This window comes from Pseudomonas sp. H3_A02 (assembly GCF_054671965.1).
Window position 1 is genome coordinate 5,619,208 of record NZ_CP162807.1, and the last position, 18,591, is coordinate 5,637,798.

At 60.8% G+C, this 18,591-nt stretch carries 18 protein-coding genes and 3 pseudogenes; 8 read left to right on the forward strand and 13 right to left on the reverse strand.

Annotated elements, in window-relative coordinates:
- Window positions 1-8: 8 nt before the first annotated feature.
- The 3 pseudogenes from AB4N80_RS24715 to AB4N80_RS24725 form a co-directional block, all read right to left on the reverse strand.
- Window positions 9-152 (reverse strand): annotated as a pseudogene (locus AB4N80_RS24715) (DNA adenine methylase); the annotation flags it as partial.
- Between the two features lie 45 nt (window positions 153-197).
- Window positions 198-491: pseudogene (locus AB4N80_RS24720) on the reverse strand (transposase domain-containing protein); the annotation flags it as partial.
- Window positions 477-809: pseudogene (locus tag AB4N80_RS24725) on the reverse strand (site-specific integrase); the annotation flags it as partial. The pseudogenes AB4N80_RS24725 and AB4N80_RS24720, both read right to left, overlap by 15 nt.
- Window positions 810-980: 171 nt before the next feature.
- Here AB4N80_RS24725 and dusA point away from each other — a divergent pair.
- Window positions 981-1,976, forward strand: a complete 996-nt coding sequence (gene dusA, locus AB4N80_RS24730; RefSeq protein ID WP_460079313.1) for a tRNA dihydrouridine(20/20a) synthase DusA — start codon at window positions 981-983, stop codon at window positions 1,974-1,976.
- Window positions 1,977-2,153: 177 nt separating this feature from the next.
- The gene (tal, locus tag AB4N80_RS24735; protein ID WP_122567961.1) at window positions 2,154-3,080 is read left to right on the forward strand and encodes a transaldolase; all 927 of its coding nucleotides are present in this window, start codon (window positions 2,154-2,156) and stop codon (window positions 3,078-3,080) included.
- Window positions 3,081-3,297: 217 nt separating this feature from the next.
- Here the strand turns inward: tal and rssC are convergent, their stop codons facing one another.
- From rssC to AB4N80_RS24750, 3 genes are all read right to left on the reverse strand, one after another.
- A complete protein-coding gene (gene rssC / locus AB4N80_RS24740; protein WP_025212773.1) occupies window positions 3,298-3,780 on the reverse strand; it encodes an anti-sigma factor antagonist RssC in 483 nt (160 codons plus the stop codon).
- Entirely contained in the window at window positions 3,780-4,961 is a 1,182-nt protein-coding gene (gene rssB, locus AB4N80_RS24745; RefSeq protein ID WP_053120765.1) for a two-component system response regulator RssB, read from the reverse strand. Before rssB ends, rssC begins: the two co-directional genes overlap by 1 nt.
- Before the next feature lie 344 nt (window positions 4,962-5,305).
- Window positions 5,306-5,995, reverse strand: a complete 690-nt coding sequence (locus AB4N80_RS24750) for an MlaA family lipoprotein (protein ID WP_122567960.1) — start codon at window positions 5,993-5,995, stop codon at window positions 5,306-5,308.
- Between the two features lie 201 nt (window positions 5,996-6,196).
- On the opposite strand from AB4N80_RS24750, the gene AB4N80_RS24755 reads away from it, so the two are divergent.
- Both AB4N80_RS24755 and AB4N80_RS24760 read left to right on the forward strand, forming a co-directional pair.
- Window positions 6,197-6,817 (forward strand): HAD family phosphatase, encoded by a 621-nt coding sequence (locus tag AB4N80_RS24755; RefSeq protein ID WP_305470377.1) that lies wholly within the window; start codon window positions 6,197-6,199, stop codon window positions 6,815-6,817.
- A 108-nt stretch (window positions 6,818-6,925) separates the two neighbouring features.
- Window positions 6,926-7,189: a DUF4404 family protein gene (locus tag AB4N80_RS24760; protein WP_122567958.1), complete on the forward strand. Its 264-nt coding sequence runs from the start codon at window positions 6,926-6,928 to the stop codon at window positions 7,187-7,189.
- Between the two features lie 187 nt (window positions 7,190-7,376).
- Here the strand turns inward: AB4N80_RS24760 and queF are convergent, their stop codons facing one another.
- Together queF and copI are read right to left on the reverse strand one after the other, a co-directional pair.
- A complete protein-coding gene (gene queF / locus AB4N80_RS24765; protein WP_122567957.1) occupies window positions 7,377-8,207 on the reverse strand; it encodes an NADPH-dependent 7-cyano-7-deazaguanine reductase QueF in 831 nt (276 codons plus the stop codon).
- Between the two features lie 61 nt (window positions 8,208-8,268).
- Window positions 8,269-8,790, reverse strand: a complete 522-nt coding sequence (gene copI / locus AB4N80_RS24770) for a copper-resistant cuproprotein CopI (RefSeq protein ID WP_122567956.1) — start codon at window positions 8,788-8,790, stop codon at window positions 8,269-8,271.
- 151 nt (window positions 8,791-8,941) lie between these two features.
- Here copI and AB4N80_RS24775 point away from each other — a divergent pair, with 151 nt between their 5' ends.
- Window positions 8,942-9,622 carry a heavy metal response regulator transcription factor gene (locus tag AB4N80_RS24775; RefSeq protein WP_122567955.1) on the forward strand — a complete coding sequence of 227 codons (681 nt, stop codon included), beginning with the start codon at window positions 8,942-8,944 and terminating at the stop codon, window positions 9,620-9,622.
- Entirely contained in the window at window positions 9,619-10,971 is a 1,353-nt protein-coding gene (locus AB4N80_RS24780; protein WP_354336758.1) for a heavy metal sensor histidine kinase, read from the forward strand. Before AB4N80_RS24775 ends, AB4N80_RS24780 begins: the two co-directional genes overlap by 4 nt.
- A 194-nt stretch (window positions 10,972-11,165) precedes the next feature.
- Here AB4N80_RS24780 and AB4N80_RS24785 read toward each other — a convergent pair whose 3' ends face one another.
- From AB4N80_RS24785 to AB4N80_RS24795, 3 genes are all read right to left on the reverse strand, one after another.
- Window positions 11,166-12,410 carry a lipoprotein-releasing ABC transporter permease subunit gene (locus tag AB4N80_RS24785; protein ID WP_354336756.1) on the reverse strand — a complete coding sequence of 415 codons (1,245 nt, stop codon included), beginning with the start codon at window positions 12,408-12,410 and terminating at the stop codon, window positions 11,166-11,168.
- Between the two features lie 63 nt (window positions 12,411-12,473).
- A complete protein-coding gene (gene lolD / locus AB4N80_RS24790; RefSeq protein WP_162843734.1) occupies window positions 12,474-13,157 on the reverse strand; it encodes a lipoprotein-releasing ABC transporter ATP-binding protein LolD in 684 nt (227 codons plus the stop codon).
- Between the two features lie 7 nt (window positions 13,158-13,164).
- Entirely contained in the window at window positions 13,165-14,415 is a 1,251-nt protein-coding gene (locus AB4N80_RS24795) for a lipoprotein-releasing ABC transporter permease subunit (RefSeq protein WP_122567952.1), read from the reverse strand.
- Window positions 14,416-14,509: 94 nt separating this feature from the next.
- On the opposite strand from AB4N80_RS24795, the gene AB4N80_RS24800 reads away from it, so the two are divergent.
- Both AB4N80_RS24800 and AB4N80_RS24805 read left to right on the forward strand, forming a co-directional pair.
- Window positions 14,510-15,106 (forward strand): PilZ domain-containing protein, encoded by a 597-nt coding sequence (locus tag AB4N80_RS24800; protein ID WP_053120743.1) that lies wholly within the window; start codon window positions 14,510-14,512, stop codon window positions 15,104-15,106.
- A complete protein-coding gene (locus AB4N80_RS24805; RefSeq protein ID WP_116831868.1) occupies window positions 15,103-15,825 on the forward strand; it encodes a glycerophosphodiester phosphodiesterase in 723 nt (240 codons plus the stop codon). The genes AB4N80_RS24800 and AB4N80_RS24805 overlap by 4 nt, the downstream gene beginning before the upstream one ends.
- Before the next feature lie 42 nt (window positions 15,826-15,867).
- On the opposite strand, the gene sthA is transcribed toward AB4N80_RS24805, so the two are convergent.
- Both sthA and AB4N80_RS24815 read right to left on the reverse strand, forming a co-directional pair.
- Window positions 15,868-17,262 (reverse strand): Si-specific NAD(P)(+) transhydrogenase, encoded by a 1,395-nt coding sequence (gene sthA / locus AB4N80_RS24810; RefSeq protein WP_003183399.1) that lies wholly within the window; start codon window positions 17,260-17,262, stop codon window positions 15,868-15,870.
- A gap of 211 nt (window positions 17,263-17,473) precedes the next feature.
- Window positions 17,474-18,460: an FAD:protein FMN transferase gene (locus AB4N80_RS24815; RefSeq protein ID WP_354336752.1), complete on the reverse strand. Its 987-nt coding sequence runs from the start codon at window positions 18,458-18,460 to the stop codon at window positions 17,474-17,476.
- Window positions 18,461-18,591: the final 131 nt, after the last annotated feature.

An 18,591-nucleotide genomic window follows, 5' to 3' on the forward strand; every position in this document is an offset into this window, starting at 1 on the left:
GATCGAAGCAGCATCACCCTGGCCTTGCAGCGCCCCATGACGTCGGCCATCCACTCGTAGTTCTCAAAGGGAAGATCCACGCCGTAACCTGCCGTCTGCCAGTAAGGCGGATCCATGTAGTGAGACGTATGCGTACGGTGGTAACGTTCAGCGTAACCGATCCGTAAACCCCACCTAGATTACGCATGGTAAACGGTTTACCGTGGCATTTTCGGTGGGCAGTTCCACGGCAACAGTGCTTCATAGTCAGCTACCGACTGCGCATGCGGCAGTCGCTCCAGTACGTGGCGCAGCCTCGTATAAGGCTCTTGGCCGTTGACCTTGGCAGTTTCCACCCTGGGCACTTGCCGTCGCGACTTTGGGCTTGTCGCTGAACAGCCAAGCCTTGCGACCGATCACAAACGGCTTTATTACATTGCGCGCTCTGCCGGGTTGTTGTCGATCGGTAAAAAGCCAGCCTCCACGTAACGCTCCAGCCGACGGAGCGAGTTCCAGTCTCTATGGCCAGATACATTCGACACCCTAGGTATTCCCAGTCCATTTCGAACAGCCTGCTTACGCCTTCATGGCGCAGATCATGGAAAAGAAGATTCTCCACTCCCAACATTGGACAAGCTCGGGTGGAGGCAGGCGACACTGACCTTCCGTTATAAGGGAAAATCCCCTTCTTCACCTTGGGCATCGTTTTGATGATCGCCCAGGCCTCGTCTGGCCAAATGGCACCACACATCGTTGCCGATCTTTTGCCCTGGGTTTTTCATGTCTCGCACCAGTACAGCTTGCCGAGACTCGTCGAGGTCGTCGCAGCGAAATGGCTTATAATCCCAACATAGCAACCAGCGCTCCCAAGGTCCCCGATTAAAACCGGGAATCTCTGGCCCTGGGAGATTCGACTCTCTCCCCGATCTAGCCCGCCAGTCTTACCCGATCCCATTCCTGATAAACTCCCCCGCCTCAGCCCTACGCATTTAGATTCCCCAATGTCCTTATTCACAACTGCCCCCCAATCACCCTCCCGCCGCTTCTCCGTCGCCCCGATGATGGATTGGACCGACGCCCACTGTCGCTTCTTCCTACGCATCCTCTCCAAACACGCCCTGCTCTACACCGAAATGGTCACCACTGGCGCCCTACTCAACGGTGACCACGAACGCTTCCTGCGCCACCACAAGTCCGAACACCCCCTGGCCCTGCAACTGGGCGGCAGCGTCCCAGCCGACCTGGCCGCCTGCGCCCGCATGGCCCAGGAGCACGGCTACGACGAGGTGAACCTCAACGTCGGCTGCCCCAGCGACCGGGTGCAGAACAATATGATCGGCGCGTGCCTGATGGGCCATCCGGGGTTAGTGGCCGATTGCGTGAAAGCCATGCGCGATGCGGTGTCGATTCCGGTGACGGTCAAGCATCGCATCGGGATCAATGGGCGGGACAGTTACGAGCAGTTGTGTGAGTTTGTCGGGACGGTGCGTGAGGCCGGTTGTACGAGTTTTACCGTGCATGCGCGGATTGCGATTCTGGAGGGGCTGTCGCCGAAGGAGAATCGCGACATCCCGCCGCTGCGTTATGACGTGGCCGCGCGGTTGAAAGCGGATTTTCCGGAGTTGGAGATTGTGCTCAACGGTGGAATCAAGACGCTGGAGGCGTGCCACGAACATCTGCAGACGTTCGACGGCGTGATGCTGGGGCGCGAGGCCTATCACAATCCTTATCTGCTGGCTGAAGTGGATCAGCAGTTGTTTGGCAGCACCGCGCCGATCATCACCCGGGCCGAGGCGCTGGCGCAGTTGCGACCTTATATCGCCGATCACCTGGCCGCTGGCGGGGCGATGCATCACATCACCCGTCACGTGTTGGGCTTGGGCACCGGGTTCCCGGGAGCGCGGCGGTTTCGGCAGTTGTTGTCGGTGGACATTCACAAAACCAAGGATCCATTGGCGTTGCTGGATCAGGCCGGGCAACTGCTGGAAGGGCGTTAACCGTCACTTGCTTTGAACCTGCACGCGGTTTTGGCATCGTATCTACCGATACCGCCCCGGCCTTTCAAACAGCCGTTTTCAGGTTGTTGCCGCTGGGGCCGTCGATACCTCTTCACGCCCTTGAGTGGCTGCCGGCCCTCGGGTAATGTCAACGGACCCATAGGACAGAGCACGCTCATGACTTCCAAGCTGGAACAACTCAAGAAATTCACCACCGTCGTGGCCGATACCGGCGACTTCGAGGCCATTGCCCGCGTCAAACCCGTGGACGCTACCACCAACCCTTCCCTGCTGCTCAAGGCGTCGGCCATTCATGGCTATGCCGAGCAACTGAACGCTTGCGTGGCGGACTGCAAGGGCGATGTGGGCCTGGCCAGCGACCGTTTTGCCGTGGCGGTCGGGCAAGAGATTCTGAAAGTGATCCCAGGGCGTATTTCCACTGAAGTGGATGCGCGCCTGTCGTTCGACACCGAGGCCATGCTGAAGCGTGCGCATCGTCTGATCGATCTGTACGAAAAGGCCGGCATTGGCCGAGATCGCGTGTTGATCAAGATCGCCTCCACCTGGGAAGGCATTCGTGCTGCCGAGCAACTGGAGCGTGAAGGCATCCAGTGCAACCTGACGCTGCTGTTCTCCTTCGCCCAGGCCGCCGCCTGCGCCGATGCCGGGGTGTTCCTGATTTCGCCGTTCGTGGGCCGTATCTACGACTGGTACAAGAAAGCCAATGGCAACGACTACACCGGCGCGGATGATCCGGGCGTGCAGTCGGTAACGCGCATCTACAACTACTACAAGGCCAATGACTACAAGACCGTGGTCATGGGCGCGAGCTTCCGCAACCTTAACCAGATCGAGCAACTGGCCGGCTGCGACCGCTTGACCGTCAGCCCGGACCTGCTGGAAAAACTCGCCGCCGACGAAGGCAAGCTGGAGCGCAAGCTGGCGCCAGGGCAAGCTGGGGAGGCGCGCTTGATCCTCAACGAAGCGCAGTTCCGCTGGTTGTCCAACGAGGACGCCATGGCGACCGAGAAACTGGCCGAAGGCATTCGTCAGTTTGCCCGGGACCAGGAGAAGCTGGAGGCGTTGCTGCAAGCCAAGCTTTGAGCTGATTCAGCCGGCATGCAAAAAGGGCGAACCTGGTTGGGTTCGCCCTTTTTTATGCGGTTTGGCTTAAGAGTGTGGCGGCTCGACAGACGCTATCGCGAGCAAGGTCGCTCCCACAGAGGGATGTCGGTTAGGCTCGATTATGAGAACGCCACAAAACCTGTGGGAGCGAGCTTGCTCGCGATGAGGCCAGTGCAGCCTACACAAAGCCCAAGGCTCAAGGTCGCTCCAACGCATTCACCAGATCATGAAAGGCTTCACGATTGGAATCGTTGAGCCCCATGAGAATCTTGTGGGCTTCAAGCACCTTGATCCGCACTTCCTCTTCGGACTGGTCCTGGTCAGGCAGGTCGTCCAGGCACTCCGGACACGGCACAGGGTCGCCCACGATGTTGAACACCTGGTCGAAGCCCATCGATTGCAGCAGACGGGTGATGTCGTTGTGGGTGGTGACGACGGTCGGCAGCAGGCCGACCTTTTGCCGCGACAGGATCGACAGTTTGGCCAACAGGCCCAACGTGGTGCTGTCGATGCTGCGGGTTTCGGTCAGGTCGATCACGATGGCGCTGAAGTTCAGCGCGGTGAAGATCCGCTCAATAGTCGCATCCAGCGCCGAACACAGGGTCAGGCGCACTTCACCGACAAACTTCAGGACGAAGGTGCCGTCCTGCTCGGCGAACTGGATTCTACCGGTACTCATCAAAGGTTCCTGCTCAACACTAACAGGGCGATATCATCCGGCATCTCCCCGAGCGTGGCTAATCCAAACACTTGACGCAAGCCTTCCAGGCTGCCGCCCGCTGCGCTCACCCGTTCAGGCAAGGCCGCTTCTTTCTCTTTGAGTGTAGGTTCTGTCAAAAGGTCCAAAATGCCATCAGACATCAGCGTCAGGCTGAAGGTCGGCGGCAATTCCAGTACGTGATCTTCATAGGTGGCCTCGTTGAACAGGCCCACCGGCAAACCACGCCCTTCCAGATAACGAACACTGTCTGGCGTATACAACACAGGCAACGGCAGGTGACCGCCGATGCTATAGGTCAACAAACCAGTCTCCTCGTCGATGACTCCACCGACCATTGTGACGTGTTTGCCCAGCTTACAACTGATCAGGCCTCGGTTGATATGCCCAAGGACTTCTGATGGCTTGAACTCTGGCAGCGTGCCGTTGCGCTTGGATTCGAACAACAGCCGCGTGGTCATGAACTTCAACAGCACCGTCACGAAGGCCGAGGACGCACCATGGCCGGAAACGTCCGCCAGGTAGAACGCCACTCGCCGCTCATCAACGCGGAAATAGTCCACGAAATCGCCCGACAGGTACAACGACGGGATGATCTGGTGGGCAAAACGGAAATCGTCGACTGTCCAGGGGCTGACCGGCAGCATGTTCATCTGCACCTGGCGCCCGGCGTTCTGATCTTCCTGCAACAGGTTCAGGCTGGCTTCCAGCTCGCGGTTGGCGGTTTCCAGCTTCTCGCGGTAGCGCTGGTTTTCCACCAACAGGCGCGAACGGTCCAAGGCCCGGCGCACCGAGTGCTCGAGCACCGCGAGGTCTTCAAGGGGCTTGATCAGGTAATCCGCCGCACCCAGGCGCAATGCCTCGACCGCATCGTTCATCACGCCCGCGCCCGACACCACGATCACCGGGGTCTGCGAGGAAATCTCGGTGACCTGGCGAATGAGTTCGAGTCCGCCCATCTGCGGCATGCGCAGGTCGCAGATGACCAAGTCGGGCTTGTCTTGCTCGAATACCTGAAGACCCTGTTGGCCATTGCTGGCCTGCAGGACGCTGAAACCACTGTCTTCCAAGTAGGCTGCGAGACTGGCTCGCACCACTTCGTCATCATCGATTATCAGCAGCGTGGCACTGGTTTTTGGCATGTGGGCAAACGGCGCCAGAATTAGGTTGGCGTAGCGGGCTGGGCGGTCGGGCCTGGCACGCACTACTGGATTCGCTTTCTAGCCTCTCTGTCGTACCGGTTTCAGGCCTTTGCCCTACACGCCGTTACATCAGAGGTGCCCTTCTAAGGCGCAGACGGTACTCCCATCCGCCGGGCGTTTCAAGCTCATGCAGATAGCCGCTTGCCGTCTTTATTTGTCAAAGCACAGAGAGTTATAAGAACCGAGCGAAGCGTAACTCAATGGAAGGATCAAACCCGCTCAAGCACGGCCTCAAAACACAGAAGGCGGCCTTTTGGCCGCCTTCTGTGTTTTACAGGTCGAGATTAAAAATCGTCTTCGACCTGGCCATCCTTGACCTTGAATTCGCGGTTTTGCAGGTAGGCATTGCGAATGAAAACGTATTTGTCGCCGCTCACCATCTTCTCGGCCGACAGCAGGCTGGCGCGGGTGTCGACGACATTCAGGCCGCGAATGGAGTTACGCACCGAGACGTTATCGATATAACGGTACGGCGCCGTGTAGTCATCGACCAGCTTGGCCGGCGCGTCACGCAGGGTGCTTGGCCCCAGCAGCGGCAGCATCACATACGGACCACTGCCCAGGCCCCAGTAACCCAGGGTCTGGCCGAAATCTTCATCGCTGCGCTGCAGGCCCATCTGGGTGCCCACGTCAAAGAAGCCCAGCAGGCCGAAGGTGGTGTTGAAGATCAACCGGGCGGTGTCGACCCCGGCGGCGGCCGGCTTGGCCTGCAGCACGTTGTTGGCCAGGTTGCCGACGTCGCCGATGTTACGGAACATATTGTGGATGCCGTCCTCGAGGAACTGCGGCGTCACGTATTGATAACCCTGGGCCAGTGGCTTGAGCGCATAGGTATCGAGGGTGTCGTTGAAGGTGAAGATTGGACGGTTGATGCTTTCCCAAGGATCTTCTTCCGTCGCGGCCTGGGTGGCGAACGGAACCAGCAGGACACAAGCGGAAAGACACAGCTGAGCTAGACGATGGCTCCAGCGCATAGGGGAAAACTCCTTGGATTATTCAGGCAAGGGCGCCGAGCCCAGGCGGTAAGCTGGCTAGTATAAGACGGAACGCGTGGATAGGCAGCACCGAAAAACACGCAGGCCGTAGGACTTTTCCGCGACTGCCCCCCTTCATCTCACTGTCACCGGACTGTCATCGCAGCCCATTAGGCTGCTGGTTATTTCAAGGACGTTCCCATGCCCCGCGCCGAAGCCCTGCCCCTCCCCGCCCCCAGCCTGACCGCCGTACTGTTTGGCCTCAGCGGATGCCTGGTGGATTTCGGCGCACGCATTCGCCAGCCAGGGGCAGCGCCAGCGGATCACGCCCACCCGACACCCGGCGCCCTGGAAAGCCTGCACCGCTTGCAACACCTGAATATCCCCTGCGCCTGGCTCGACGAGTTGCCTCCTGCCATCAGCCATAGCCTGGCGGCCTCATTGCCCACGTCCATCAAAGCGCCGCAACTTCCTGCAACAAATTATCCATGGCCGGCGCCGCATGCCTGCTGGCAAGCGCTGATGGCGCTGAACGTCCAACAGTTGGACGGCTGCGTGTTGGTCAGCGGCGAACCACGGTTGTTGCAGTCAGGACTCAACGCAGGGTTGTGGACGATCGGACTAGCTTCCTGCGGCTCTTTGTGTGGCCTGGCGCCCGCCGAGTGGCAGGCATTGAGCCAACAAGAGCGGGAAAACAAACGCGCCAAGGCCACTGTGCAGTTGTTCGGCCTGGGGGTGCATTCAGTGATCGATCACCTGGGCGAACTCGACACTTGCCTGGCTGATATCTGCCTGCGTCGCATTAAAGGCGAGAAGCCCTGACCGGGATCATGCAGGGCACGTGAGTGTGGATTACTCTTAAGACAGGCCATGGACTTTTGACGCAGCGTCGCGGTCCATGGTGTGCCTATCAATAAAGGGAGTACGCCAATGCCTGCCCGCGAATTGCAAGAACAGCTCAATACACTGCGCGAGCAATTGGAACAGAATCCACCGCTTACCGAAGGCGAGCGCGAGGACCTGCACGCGCTGATGCAAAAGATCGAATTTGAGCTCGCGCTGGAAACCAAAACACCGGACAACAACCTCGCCGACAATGTGAACCTGGCTGTCGAACGTTTCGAGGTGGAACACCCGACGCTGGCCGGGACCTTGCGCAACATCGTGTTGGCCTTGGGCAACATGGGGATCTGAACCCTTCGAATGCAAAAAGCCCTGCTATTGCTAGCGGGGCTTTTTAGTTTCACGTGACCTGCAATGCAATCCCCTGTGGGAGCGGGCTTGCTCGCGATAGCAGTGTGTCAGCCAACCTCAATGTTGGATGTGCTGCCCTCATCGCGAGCAAGCTCGCTCCCACAAGTACCCGCTCCCACAGAGGTTATTACTGGCGGACCAGGCGCTGGTTCGGCAGTTGAACATCTTCGGTACTGCGATACGGGTTGATGTCCAGCCCACCACGGCGCACATACCGCGCATACACCGTCAACTTTTCCGGTTTGAGCAACCGCTGCAGGTCAAGAAAGATCCGCTCCACGCATTGTTCATGGAAATCCGAATGCTGACGGAAGCTGACGATGTAGGCCAGCAGGCTGGCCGGGTCCAAGGCCGCGCCACGATATTCCACCGCCACGCTGCCCCAGTCTGGCTGGCTGGTCACCGGGCAATTGGACTTGAGCAAGTGGCTGTGCAGGCTTTGCTCGACGATGCGCGAAGCATCGCAGCGCAGCAGCTCTGGGCGCGGATGCGCGTAGGAGTCGACGCTGATGTCCAGGTCGTCGATGCAGGTACCGGGCAATGCCACGATGCCTTCACGCTCCACGTCCTTGAGGCTGCGGATCCGCACACCCACCGTCTTGCCGGCCGCCGCCGACAGGTCCTGGCGCAGGGTAGCTTCCAAACTCGCGGTATCGGCGAACGGGGTCTGGTTCAAGGAGTTGAGGTACAGCTTGAAGGATTTGGATTCGATGATGTTCGGCGAATCCGCCGGGATCGCGAATTCACCGATGGCCACCACCGGCTTGCCGGAGGGCAACAGCCACGACAGCTCGAAACAGTTCCAGAAATCCACACCCTTGTATGGCAGGGTCTCGGCCGTCAGGCCCAGTTCCGCCCATTTCGCGGTGCGCGGGATCGGGAACAGCAGTGACGGCGTGTACGTGGCGATGTATTCGCTGGATTTGCCCAGCGGCGAATGTTCGGCTGCGGGATGCATGACGGAAACCTGACTGAATAATCAGCGGATTCTACCAGCCTTTGCCGCAGCCTTTGAGTGCTTACTGACTGACTGTCAGGTCGCCCTTCATCCCGGCCTGGTAGTGGCCGGGAATATTGCAGGCAAACTCCAGGCGCGTGGCCTGGCTGAAGGTCCAGGTCAGCTCGGCGGTCTTGCCCGGCTCCACCAACACGCTGTTGGGATCATCGTGGCGCATGCTCGCCTGGTCGTGGCCCATGGCGGCATGATCCATACCCGGCTTCATCGCGGTTGGCAGCAACTGGCCGCTCTGCTGCATCTTGAGCATTTCCTGTTGATGGTCGGCGTGCATGGCCGCGTTGCCCAGGTTGAATTCGTGGAGCAACCGGCCCTTGTTGATCAGCACGAACCGAACCGTCTCGCCGGCCTTGATATCAAGGGCTCCGGGAGCGAACGTCATGTCCCCCATTACCACCTCAATGCTACGACTGGCCTTGGCCGCCAGCGCTGGCTGACCAAAATCGAAATGGCCCGGCGACGCCCACAACGGCGCACTGAAAGCCAGCGCGCAAGCAGCCAGGATCAGGCGGTTCCCCATCAACATGTCCATACTCCAATCAGATTCAACGTGTGGGAAACTCTATCGTTGCAGGCCTGCCAGTCGGCTGACAGCTCGATTACAACTTTGTCAGGTTGTGCCACGAGCCCGCCTGCCACGGTATAACGCCCTCGTCCCAACCTGCCTTGAGCCGCCCATGAAACTGCTGATCGTCGAAGACCAAACCAAAACCGGCCAATACTTGCGCCAAGGCCTGGGCGAAGCCGGGTTCAACGCCGACCTGGTGGCCGACGGCGTCACCGGCCAGCAACTGGCCTTGAGCGGTGAATACGCCTTGCTGATCCTCGACGTGATGTTGCCCGGTCGTGATGGCTGGCAGATCCTGCAAGCCGTCCGCGGGGCCGGGCTGGATACTCCGGTGCTGTTCCTCACCGCGCGGGACGCGGTACAGGATCGGGTCCACGGTCTGGAGCTGGGCGCCGATGATTATCTGGTCAAGCCCTTTGCCTTTTCCGAGTTGCTGGCGCGGGTGCGCAGCCTGTTGCGCCGAGGCAGTTCGACGCACCAGGAAACCAGTCTGCAACTGGCCGACTTGCGCCTGGACCTGATCCGCCGCCGTGTCGAACGCAGCGGTCGGCGCATCGACCTCACCGCCAAGGAGTTCGCCTTGCTGGAAATGCTCTTGCGCCGCCAGGGTGAAGTGCTGCCCAAGTCGCTGATCGCCTCCCAGGTCTGGGACATGAACTTCGACAGCGACACCAACGTCATTGAAGTCGCCATCCGGCGATTGCGCATCAAGATCGACGATGAGTTCCCCAATAAGCTCATCCACACCGTGCGGGGTATGGGCTACGTGCTTGAAGAGCACAGCCTGTGAGGGGCCGGTGGTCGCTGAGCAGCCGCCTGGCGCTGCTGTTCGCCGCCTGCACCGCGGTAGTGTCCTTGTTCGCCGGGGTCTTGTTCAGCCGTGGCAGCGAAGCGCATTTCATCGAACTGGACCAGCAACTGCTCGAAGGCAAGCTGATCGGCCTGCGCCGAGCCCTGCAAGACCTCGACGCCGAGCAGACCCAGCGCCGACTGGAAGATGAACTGAGCCGTCAGGCCGACCTGGCGTTGCGCATCAAGGGCAGCGACGGCGTGCGTTGGTACGACAGTTCGATCCGGATTCCGCCTCAATTGCCGGAGCGTCCTGGCCTGTCGACCCTCAGCGATGCCGACAACGACTACCGAGTGTTGAATGCGCCGCTGTACCCAGGCCGAGCCGATTCGCCGCAGTTGACCCTGTTGCTGGACATCACCCATCACCAGCACTTCCTGCAACGGATGCAACGGCTGATCTGGCTGACCGTCGGTCTCTCGGCCCTGGCCACCGCGCTACTGGGGGCCTGGGCCGCCCGGCGGGCCTTGCGGCCGTTGCGACGCATGGGCGCCATCGCCGGCAACGTCTCGGCTCGTTCCCTCAATGCCCGGCTGCCTGAAGAACAAATGCCTGCGGAATTGGCGGAATTGGCCCACAGCATCAACGCCATGCTCGGACGCCTCGACGATGCCTTTCAGCGGCTCTCGGCGTTCTCTGCCGACATCGCCCATGAGTTGCGCACGCCGCTGTCGAACCTGCTGACCCACACCCAGGTCACCCTCACCCGCGAACGCTCCCTGGAGGATTACCGCGAGGCGTTGCACAGTAACCTTGAAGAACTGCAATGGATGGCGCAACTGGTCAACGACATGCTGTACCTGGCCAAGGCCGACCATGGCCTGCTGGCGCTCAATCGCGAACCGCTGCAATTGGCCGAGGAAGTGGACGTGCTGCTGGATTTTTTCGCCCCCCTGGCCGAAGACGCCAATGTGCGCCTGAGCCGCGAGGGCGAAAGCCGTATCGAGGGTGACCGCAACATGTTGCGCCGGGCCCTTTCCAACCTGCTGGACAACGCCCTGCGCTTCACCCCCATTGGCGGCGAAGTTCGGGTGCGAATGGTCGATGGGGCTCAAGGGGTGAGCGTAAGTGTGGAAAACAGTGGCGAAGGGATTCCAGCGGACTTGCTGCCGCGCCTGTTCGACCGTTTCTACCGCGCCGACCCGGCCCGCCAGGAAGGCAGCAGCGAACACGCGGGGCTTGGACTGGCCATCACCCGCTCGATCATCCGCGCCCATGGCGGGCAGATTCGTTGCGAGTCGGCCGATGGCTGGACGCGGTTCCTGATCGAATTGCCGAAGGCTAATTAAGCCCGACGCAAATCCCTGTGACGAAGAGACTTATCTGTGGGAGCAAGGCTTGCCCGCGATACAGGCGCCTTGTTTTCCCGCAGACCGCGTCGTCTGCATCGCGGGCAAGCCTTGCTCCCACAGACATTTCGCTAAATCCCCTCGCCACAAGCAGTCTTCAGCAAGCCCCCTCTGCCACAGAGGTCTGTGCCGTATCAGGAATACCGCAACGCCTGCGCCGGCTCGATCTTCGCCGCACGCCACGCCGGGTACACGGTGGCGAGGAAGCTCAGGATGAACCCGGCCGAGCAGATCAGCACCACGTCGCCACGCTGCAGCTCCGACGGCAGGTTGCTGACGAAGTACACATCGGAACTGAAGATGTGCTGGCCGCTGACCCGTTCCAGCCAGCCCACCAGCGCACTGACGTTCAACGCCGCGATCACCCCCAGCACGCCGCCAATGAGCGTGCCGACGACACCGATCACCGTTCCCTGAACCATGAAGATCGCCATGATCTGCCTTGGCGTGGCGCCGATGGTGCGCAGGATCGCGATGTCCGCGCCCTTGTCGTTCACCACCATGATCAGCGTGGCGATGATGTTGAACGCCGCCACCGCGACGATCATCAGCAACAGCAAGCCAATCATGGTTTTTTCCATTTTCATGGCGCTGAACAGGCTGCCCTGGGTATGGGTCCAGTCGTCAGCCTTGTAATCCGCGCCAAGACCGGTGGCGATGTCACCGGAGACCTTCGGCGCCGCGTACAAGTCTTTCACCGCCAGGCGCACGCTTTGCACCTGGTTCGGCTGCCAATGCTGCATCTGCGCGGCGTCGGCCAAGTGGATCAGGGCCATGGAGCCGTCCAGCTCGGCACCGACCTTGAACACACCCACGACGTTCAAGCGCTGCATCCGCGGGGTGATGCCGCCCGGCGCGGTGCTGACTTCCGGCACGATCAACGTCAGTTTGTCACCGACATTCAAACGGAAACGCCGGGCAGTGATTTCGCCGATGACCACGCCAAACTCGCCCGGTTTCAAGGCGTCGAGGCGCCCCTGGACGATATGCTGGGCAACGATGGACACCTTGCCTTCCTGGGCCGGATCGATGCCGCTGATCTGGATCGGCTGCATCGAACCTTTATGGCTCAGCATGCCTTCCATCTCAGTAAACGGCACCGCAGCGGTGACTTCGGGATTCTTCAGCGCCGCGGCGGCCACCGGCTGCCAGTCATCGATCGGGTTGACGCCGACGATGGTGGCGTGGGGCACCATGCCGAGGATGCGCGAGCTCATTTCGCGCTGGAAGCCGTTCATCACCGACAACACCACGATCATCGCCAGCACACCCAGGGCGAGGCCGATCATCGAGGTCATGGAGATGAACGAAACAAAGCGATTGCGGCGCTTGGCGCGGGTATAGCGCGTGCCGATAAAGATCGATAACGGTCTGAACATTCGCGGGGCACCGTATAAAAATAAAAGACCCGGCACGGGTTTCAAGTGCCGGGTTTCTGTCGGTCAGATGGGCGTCAGGCAACCTTCCTGCAAATGCAGGACGCGGTCCATCTGCCGGGCCAGGTTCATGTCGTGAGTCACCACCAGGAACGCCGTGCGCATCGAAGTGCTGAGCTCCAGCATCAAGTCCTGGATACCTTGGGCGGTGTGGGAATCAAGGTTGCCGGTCGGCTCATCGAGCATCACCAGGCCAGGCTTGTTGACCAGGGCCCGGGCAATCGCTACGCGCTGGCGTTCGCCACCGGACAGTTCGGCCGGCTTGTGTTCCAGGCGATGGCCCAGCCCTACCCGCTCCAGCAATGCCGTGGCGCGCTGACGGGCTTCAGGAATCGCCGTGCGACCGATCAACAGCGGCATGCAGACGTTTTCCAGCGCGGTGAACTCGGGCAGCAAATGGTGGAACTGGTAGACGAAGCCCAGGGAACGGTTACGCAGCAGGCCACGGGCCTTTTCGTTCAGTGCCGACAGTTCTTCGCCGGCCAGCCAGACACTGCCGGCGGTCGGCGTATCCAGGCCACCCAGCAGGTTGAGCAAGGTGCTCTTGCCCGACCCGGAGGTGCCGACAATCGCCACGCGCTCGCCAGGGTGCAATTCCAGTTGCAGGCCCGACAACACCACCACCGACTCCGGGCCTTCCTCGTAGGATTTGCCCAGGTTGCGGCAGCTCAAGATTGCTTTTTCACTCATGCCCGACTCACTCATAACGTAACGCCTCCGCAGGCTGGGTGCGCGCGGCACGCCAGGCAGGATACAGGGTGGCGAGGAAACTCAGGACCAACGCAGCGCCGCAGACCATCAACACGTCATCGGCCTGCAACTGCGATGGCAGGTAGTCGATGAAGTACACGTCGGCGTTGAGAAACTTGTGCCCGATCAGGCCTTCGAGGGCGGCGATCGCGGCACTGACATTCAGTGCGGCGAACATCCCGACCAAGGCCCCCACGAACGTGCCGATCACGCCAATGACCGTGCCCTGGACCATGAAGATCCGCATGATCTGCCCCGGCGTGGCACCGAGGGTGCGCAGGATAGCGATGTCGCCCTTCTTGTCGTTCACCACCATCACCAGCGTGGAAATGATGTTGAACGCCGCCACGGCGACGATCAGTAACAGCAGCAGGCCGATCATGGCTTTTTCCATGCGGATCGCCTGGTACAGGTTGCCGTGGGTGCGGGTCCAGTCCCGGGCGTAGTAACGGTCTTCGCCGAGCTGCTGGGCGATGGTCCAGGCCACACGCGGGGCCTGGAACAGGTCGTCGAACTTCAGGCGCAGGCCCTGGACCTGATCCGGTTTCCAGCGGTGCAGGCGAGCCAGGTCCTGGAGGTTGGTGACACCCAGGTAGCCGTCCAGCTCGCCAGCGCCGACATGGAAAATGCCGACCACGGTAAAGCGTTTCATGCGAGGGAACATGCCGCCCGGGGTCACGGTGACCTCCGGGGCGACGAAGGTCAGCTTGTCGCCGATGGCAACGCCGAGCTTGGCCGCGGCCTTGTCGCCGATAACGATGCCGAAGCTGCCGGGCGCCAAGTCGTCGAGTTTGCCCTGCTGCATGAAGTTATCGATGATCGATACCTGCCGCTCGAGCCCGGGGTCGATGCCATTGAGCAGCACCTTGGACACCTTGCCGTCGTTGGTCAGCAACCCCTGCATCTGGATGAATGGCGCCACGGCCAGCACCTGCGGGTTCTGCTTGACCTTGGCGGCCAGGCTCGGCCAATCGCTGATGGCTTCGCCGGTTTCGAGGGTCGCGTGGGGCACCATGCCCAGCACACGGGTGCGCATCTCATGGTCGAAGCCGTTCATCACCGAGAGCACGACGATCATCACGACCACACCAAGGGCCAGTCCGATGATGGACGTCAGGGAAATGAACGATACGAAATGATTGCGACGCTTTGCACGGGTATAACGCGTGCCGATAAATACGAAGAGAGGTCTGAACATGTCGGGGCTTGTTCGGAGGGAAAAGGAACGTCCTTGTGGCGGGGGTCACAAACCAGCTTTACACTCAGACCACCGCCGCTACCATGGGTTCGCCATGTCGACATTAGATGAAGAAGATCGCCGCGAATACTACCGTATCGAGGACACGATCGCACTGGAAATTCGGCCCCTGTCCATTCCTGAAGCTGCTGGCCAGGAAGTGTTGCAGGATGCTTCTCCATTGTTCAATCTGCTCAGCGAACTGCACCTGAGCGAATTCGAGTCACAGCACCTGTTGCGCCAGATCAGTGAGCGCGAACGCAGTATCGCGGCGTACCTCAAGGCGATGAACAAACGCATCGACCTGCTCAGCCAGGTCATTGCCCTGACGGTGCTCGGCGAAATCGGCGAACCGCAGCCGGTGATCATTTCCGAAGGCGGCATCGACTTCCAATACCCCACGCCGATCGCCGTCGGCACCCACTTGTCGATCAAGCTGGTGCTGATGCCCCAGGCCCTCGGCTTGTTGCTGCGGGCGCGGGTGACCCACTGCGACCCCAAGGGCGACGGCTACGACGTGGGCACCGAGTTCGAACGCCCGACCGACGCCCAGCGCCAGTTGCTGGCCCGCTACATCCTGCAGAAACAGGCGCAAGAACGGCGCCTGGCCCGGGAACTGAACGAATCAGGTATCAATAAGGAAGAACCGTGACCCTCATTTATGGCCACCGCGGCGCCAAGGGCGAAGCACCGGAAAACACCCTGACCGGTTTTCAGGAGTGCCTCAAGCACGGCGTACGCCGTTGCGAGCTGGACCTGCATCTTTCGATGGATGGCGAGTTGATGGTGATCCACGATCCGACCCTCAAGCGCACCACGGACCGTCGCGGCAAGGTGGTGGAACATTCCGCCGCCGAGCTGGTGACCTACGATGCGCGCAAGGGTGGCCCGGGTTGGATCAAGCCGTGCCCGATCCCACGCCTGGAGGAGCTGTTCGAGAAGTGTGACTTCGAGCATTGGCAACTGGAGGTCAAGAGCGCCTCGCGCACCCGCGCCGCGGCCACGGTGCTGGGCATCCGTGAAATGGCCCAGCGTTTCGGGCTGCTGGACAAGATCACCATCACGTCCAGTTCCCGGGAAGTGCTCAAGGCGGCCCTGGACCTGACCCCGGACATCTCCCGCGGACTGGTGGCCGAATACGCCTGGCTCGACCCGTTGAAGGTCGCCCAGAGTTACGGCTGCGAGATTCTGGCGCTGAACTGGACCCTGTGCACGCCGGAACGCCTGGTCAAGGCCCAGCGCCAGGGGTTGCATGTGTCGGTGTGGACCGTCAACGAGCCCGCGCTGATGCGCAGGCTCGCCGACTTTGGCGCTGACAGCCTGATTACAGACTTTCCCGGTTTGGCCACTGCCACGCTCGAGAACTGCTGAAATCGGTCTCCCCGGCCGGCTCAGGCCACCGGCCGGAGCCGCTCAAAAAAGCCGGTTGAGGCCGTCGTAGGCGGCTACCCGATAGGCTTCGGCCATGGTCGGGTAGTTGAACGTGGTGTTGACGAAGTACTTCAACGTGTTCAGTTCGCCCGGCTGGTTCATGATCGCCTGGCCGATGTGCACGATCTCCGACGCCTGGTAGCCGAAGCAGTGCACGCCCAGCACTTCCAGGGTCTCGCGGTGGAACAGGATCTTCAGCATGCCTTGCGGCTCGCCGGCGATCTGCGCCCGCGCCATGCTCTTGAAGAAGGCCTTGCCCACTTCGTACGGCACCTTGGCCTGGGTCAGCTCCTGCTCGTTCTTGCCGATCGAGCTGATCTCCGGAATGGTGTAGATACCGGTCGGCACGTCGTTGACGAAGCGCCAGCTGCCGTTGTCGACAATGCTGCCGGCGGCCGAACGGCCCTGGTCGTGGGCGGCACTGGCCAGGCTCGGCCAGCCGATCACGTCACCGGCACCGTAGATGTTCGGCACGCAGGTGCGGTAGTTCTCGTCGACTTCGATCTGGCCGCGGCTGTTGACCTTCACGCCGATGTTTTCCAGGCCCAGGGTGTCAGTGTTGCCGGTACGGCCGTTGCACCAGAGCAAGGCGTCGGCCTTGATCTTCTTGCCGGATTTGAGGTGCAGGATCACGCCATTGTCGACACCTTCGACGCGGTCGTAGTCTTCGTTGTGGCGCACGGTGATGTTGTTGTTGCTGAAGTGATAGCTCAGGGCCTGGGAGATTTCCGAGTCCAGGAAGCTCAGCAACTGGCCGCGGTTGTCCACCAGTTCCACCAGCACACCCAGGCCGCTGAAGATCGAGGCGTATTCGCAACCGATCACCCCAGCGCCGTAGACGATGAGCTTACGCGGGGTGTGACCCAGGCTCAGGATGGTGTCGCTATCGTAGATGCGCGCATGGTTGAAATCGATGTCGGCCGGGCGATACGGGCGCGAACCGGTGGCGATGATGATGTGCTTGGCCACCAGCTTCTCGACCACGCCATTGCCGCAGACCACTTCGACCGTCTGCTCGTCGGCAAAGCTGCCCGTACCGAAGAACACGTCCACACGGTTGCGGGCGTAGTAGCCGGTGCGCGAGGCCACTTGCTTGGAGATGACCTTCTCGGCGCTCTTGAGCACGTCCGGGAAGGAGAACCAGCGCGGCTCGCCGATGGCCCGGAACATCGGGTTGGTGTTGAACTGCATGATCTGCCGGACCGAGTGACGCAAGGCCTTGGACGGGATGGTACCCAAGTGGGTGCAGTTGCCGCCGACCTGCCGACGGCTGTCGACCATCGCCACCTTGCGCCCTGCCTTGGCCGCGTTCATTGCCGCGCCTTCACCCGCCGGGCCGGAACCCAGTACCACCACGTCGTAGTTGTAGACAGCCATGCGTACTCCTCAGAACAGGCCGTGGCGCCTCACTTGGCACCAACGGCTAAATCATGCCGGCCTGCGGCATGAAGGAACAATTTGGGGCCGGTTCACGAGCCCGGCCACAGTCTATAGAAGCGTCAACGCCGCGCACATTACCCCTTGGTCGCGTCGTAGGCTAGTTTTGCCTGCGCTATTTCGCCACAGGTAACCTTTCAGAGCGCTATCATCATTGGGTTTTTCCACCACTGATCCGTTCAAACGCATCGTTGGTACGGGAGACAAAACGATTGCCATCGCGCAACACGAAAAATACCCCGATGCCCTGTTTCTGGGCATAGTCCCAACCCCGTTCAGGCCCGAGAATCAGCAACAGCGTCGACAGTCCATCGGCCATCAACGCCGAAGGATGAATCACCGTGACTGACGCCAGGTTGTGTAGGACCGGCGCACCGGTGCGCGCATCGAAGGCGTGGGAATAACGCACGCCGTCCTGCTCGAAATAACGACGGTAATCACCGGACGTCGAAACCCCGTAGCCATTGACCTCGATGACACGCTCGGCCACTTGCCGGTCATCCCGTGGCTCCTCCAGGGCAATGCGCCAGGCCGAACCATCGGGTTTGCGCCCGACGGCCTTGAGTTCGCCGGTGGCTTCGGCCAGGTAACTGTCGATGCCCAGGGCCTGGAGCCGGGCGGCGATCCGATCAACGGCGTAACCCGCGGCAATACTGTTGAAGTCGACCTCCACTGCGGCATCCTTGCACAACCGGTCGTCGTCGATACGCAGATGACCATGCCCGACGCGCTGGCGCACCAGGGTCAGAGCTTCTGCAGTCGGTACTTTCTCGGCTCGGGACTGGGGACCGAAGCCCCACAGGTTCAGCAGCGGCTCCACCGTCAGGTCAAAGGAGCCATCGCTTTGGGCCGACAACTGCTCGCCCACCCGAATCAATTCCAGGACCGGGCCAGGCATGGGCTGACAGCTGTTGGCCGGCAACGCATTGAAACGCTCAATGTTCGAGTCACTGCGATAGGTCGAGAATTGCCGATCCACTTCGGCAAGGATGTTTTCCACCTCGGCCTGCACCGTTTTCGGATCGGGCCCGGCGGTATGCCTGACGTACTGAATGGAATAATGACTGCCCATGGTCGGACCGTCGAAACGTTCCAGGCTGTCGCCGCTGCCACAACCGGATAACACACCAGCCAGCATCACAAGCCCAACCCATCGTCCAGTTAACAAATCTTCATCTCCCCTCAAAACCGCGCCGGCCATTATGAGCGCCAGCGCACGCAAAAAAACCTGTGGGAGCCAACGGAGTCCTGTGGGGCCATGGAGGTACT

What these genes read in the sequence shown, in the direction of transcription:
- AB4N80_RS24795 (WP_122567952.1), bottom strand. Translation starts at nt 14,415, where the DNA reads ATGTTCAGACCTCTCTTCGTATTTATCGGCACGCGTTATACCCGTGCA.
- AB4N80_RS24800 (WP_053120743.1), top strand. Translation starts at nt 14,510, where the DNA reads ATGTCGACATTAGATGAAGAAGATCGCCGCGAATACTACCGTATCGAG.
- tal (WP_122567961.1), top strand. Translation starts at nt 2,154, where the DNA reads ATGACTTCCAAGCTGGAACAACTCAAGAAATTCACCACCGTCGTGGCC.
- sthA (WP_003183399.1), bottom strand. Translation starts at nt 17,262, where the DNA reads ATGGCTGTCTACAACTACGACGTGGTGGTACTGGGTTCCGGCCCGGCG.
- AB4N80_RS24775 (WP_122567955.1), top strand. Translation starts at nt 8,942, where the DNA reads ATGAAACTGCTGATCGTCGAAGACCAAACCAAAACCGGCCAATACTTG.
- rssC (WP_025212773.1), bottom strand. Translation starts at nt 3,780, where the DNA reads ATGAGTACCGGTAGAATCCAGTTCGCCGAGCAGGACGGCACCTTCGTC.
- queF (WP_122567957.1), bottom strand. Translation starts at nt 8,207, where the DNA reads ATGCATCCCGCAGCCGAACATTCGCCGCTGGGCAAATCCAGCGAATAC.
- AB4N80_RS24785 (WP_354336756.1), bottom strand. Translation starts at nt 12,410, where the DNA reads ATGTTCAGACCGTTATCGATCTTTATCGGCACGCGCTATACCCGCGCC.
- rssB (WP_053120765.1), bottom strand. Translation starts at nt 4,961, where the DNA reads ATGCCAAAAACCAGTGCCACGCTGCTGATAATCGATGATGACGAAGTG.
- AB4N80_RS24815 (WP_354336752.1), bottom strand. Translation starts at nt 18,460, where the DNA reads ATGCTGGCTGGTGTGTTATCCGGTTGTGGCAGCGGCGACAGCCTGGAA.
- AB4N80_RS24755 (WP_305470377.1), top strand. Translation starts at nt 6,197, where the DNA reads ATGCCCCGCGCCGAAGCCCTGCCCCTCCCCGCCCCCAGCCTGACCGCC.
- lolD (WP_162843734.1), bottom strand. Translation starts at nt 13,157, where the DNA reads ATGAGTGAAAAAGCAATCTTGAGCTGCCGCAACCTGGGCAAATCCTAC.
- AB4N80_RS24750 (WP_122567960.1), bottom strand. Translation starts at nt 5,995, where the DNA reads ATGCGCTGGAGCCATCGTCTAGCTCAGCTGTGTCTTTCCGCTTGTGTC.
- AB4N80_RS24760 (WP_122567958.1), top strand. Translation starts at nt 6,926, where the DNA reads ATGCCTGCCCGCGAATTGCAAGAACAGCTCAATACACTGCGCGAGCAA.
- copI (WP_122567956.1), bottom strand. Translation starts at nt 8,790, where the DNA reads ATGTTGATGGGGAACCGCCTGATCCTGGCTGCTTGCGCGCTGGCTTTC.
- dusA (WP_460079313.1), top strand. Translation starts at nt 981, where the DNA reads ATGTCCTTATTCACAACTGCCCCCCAATCACCCTCCCGCCGCTTCTCC.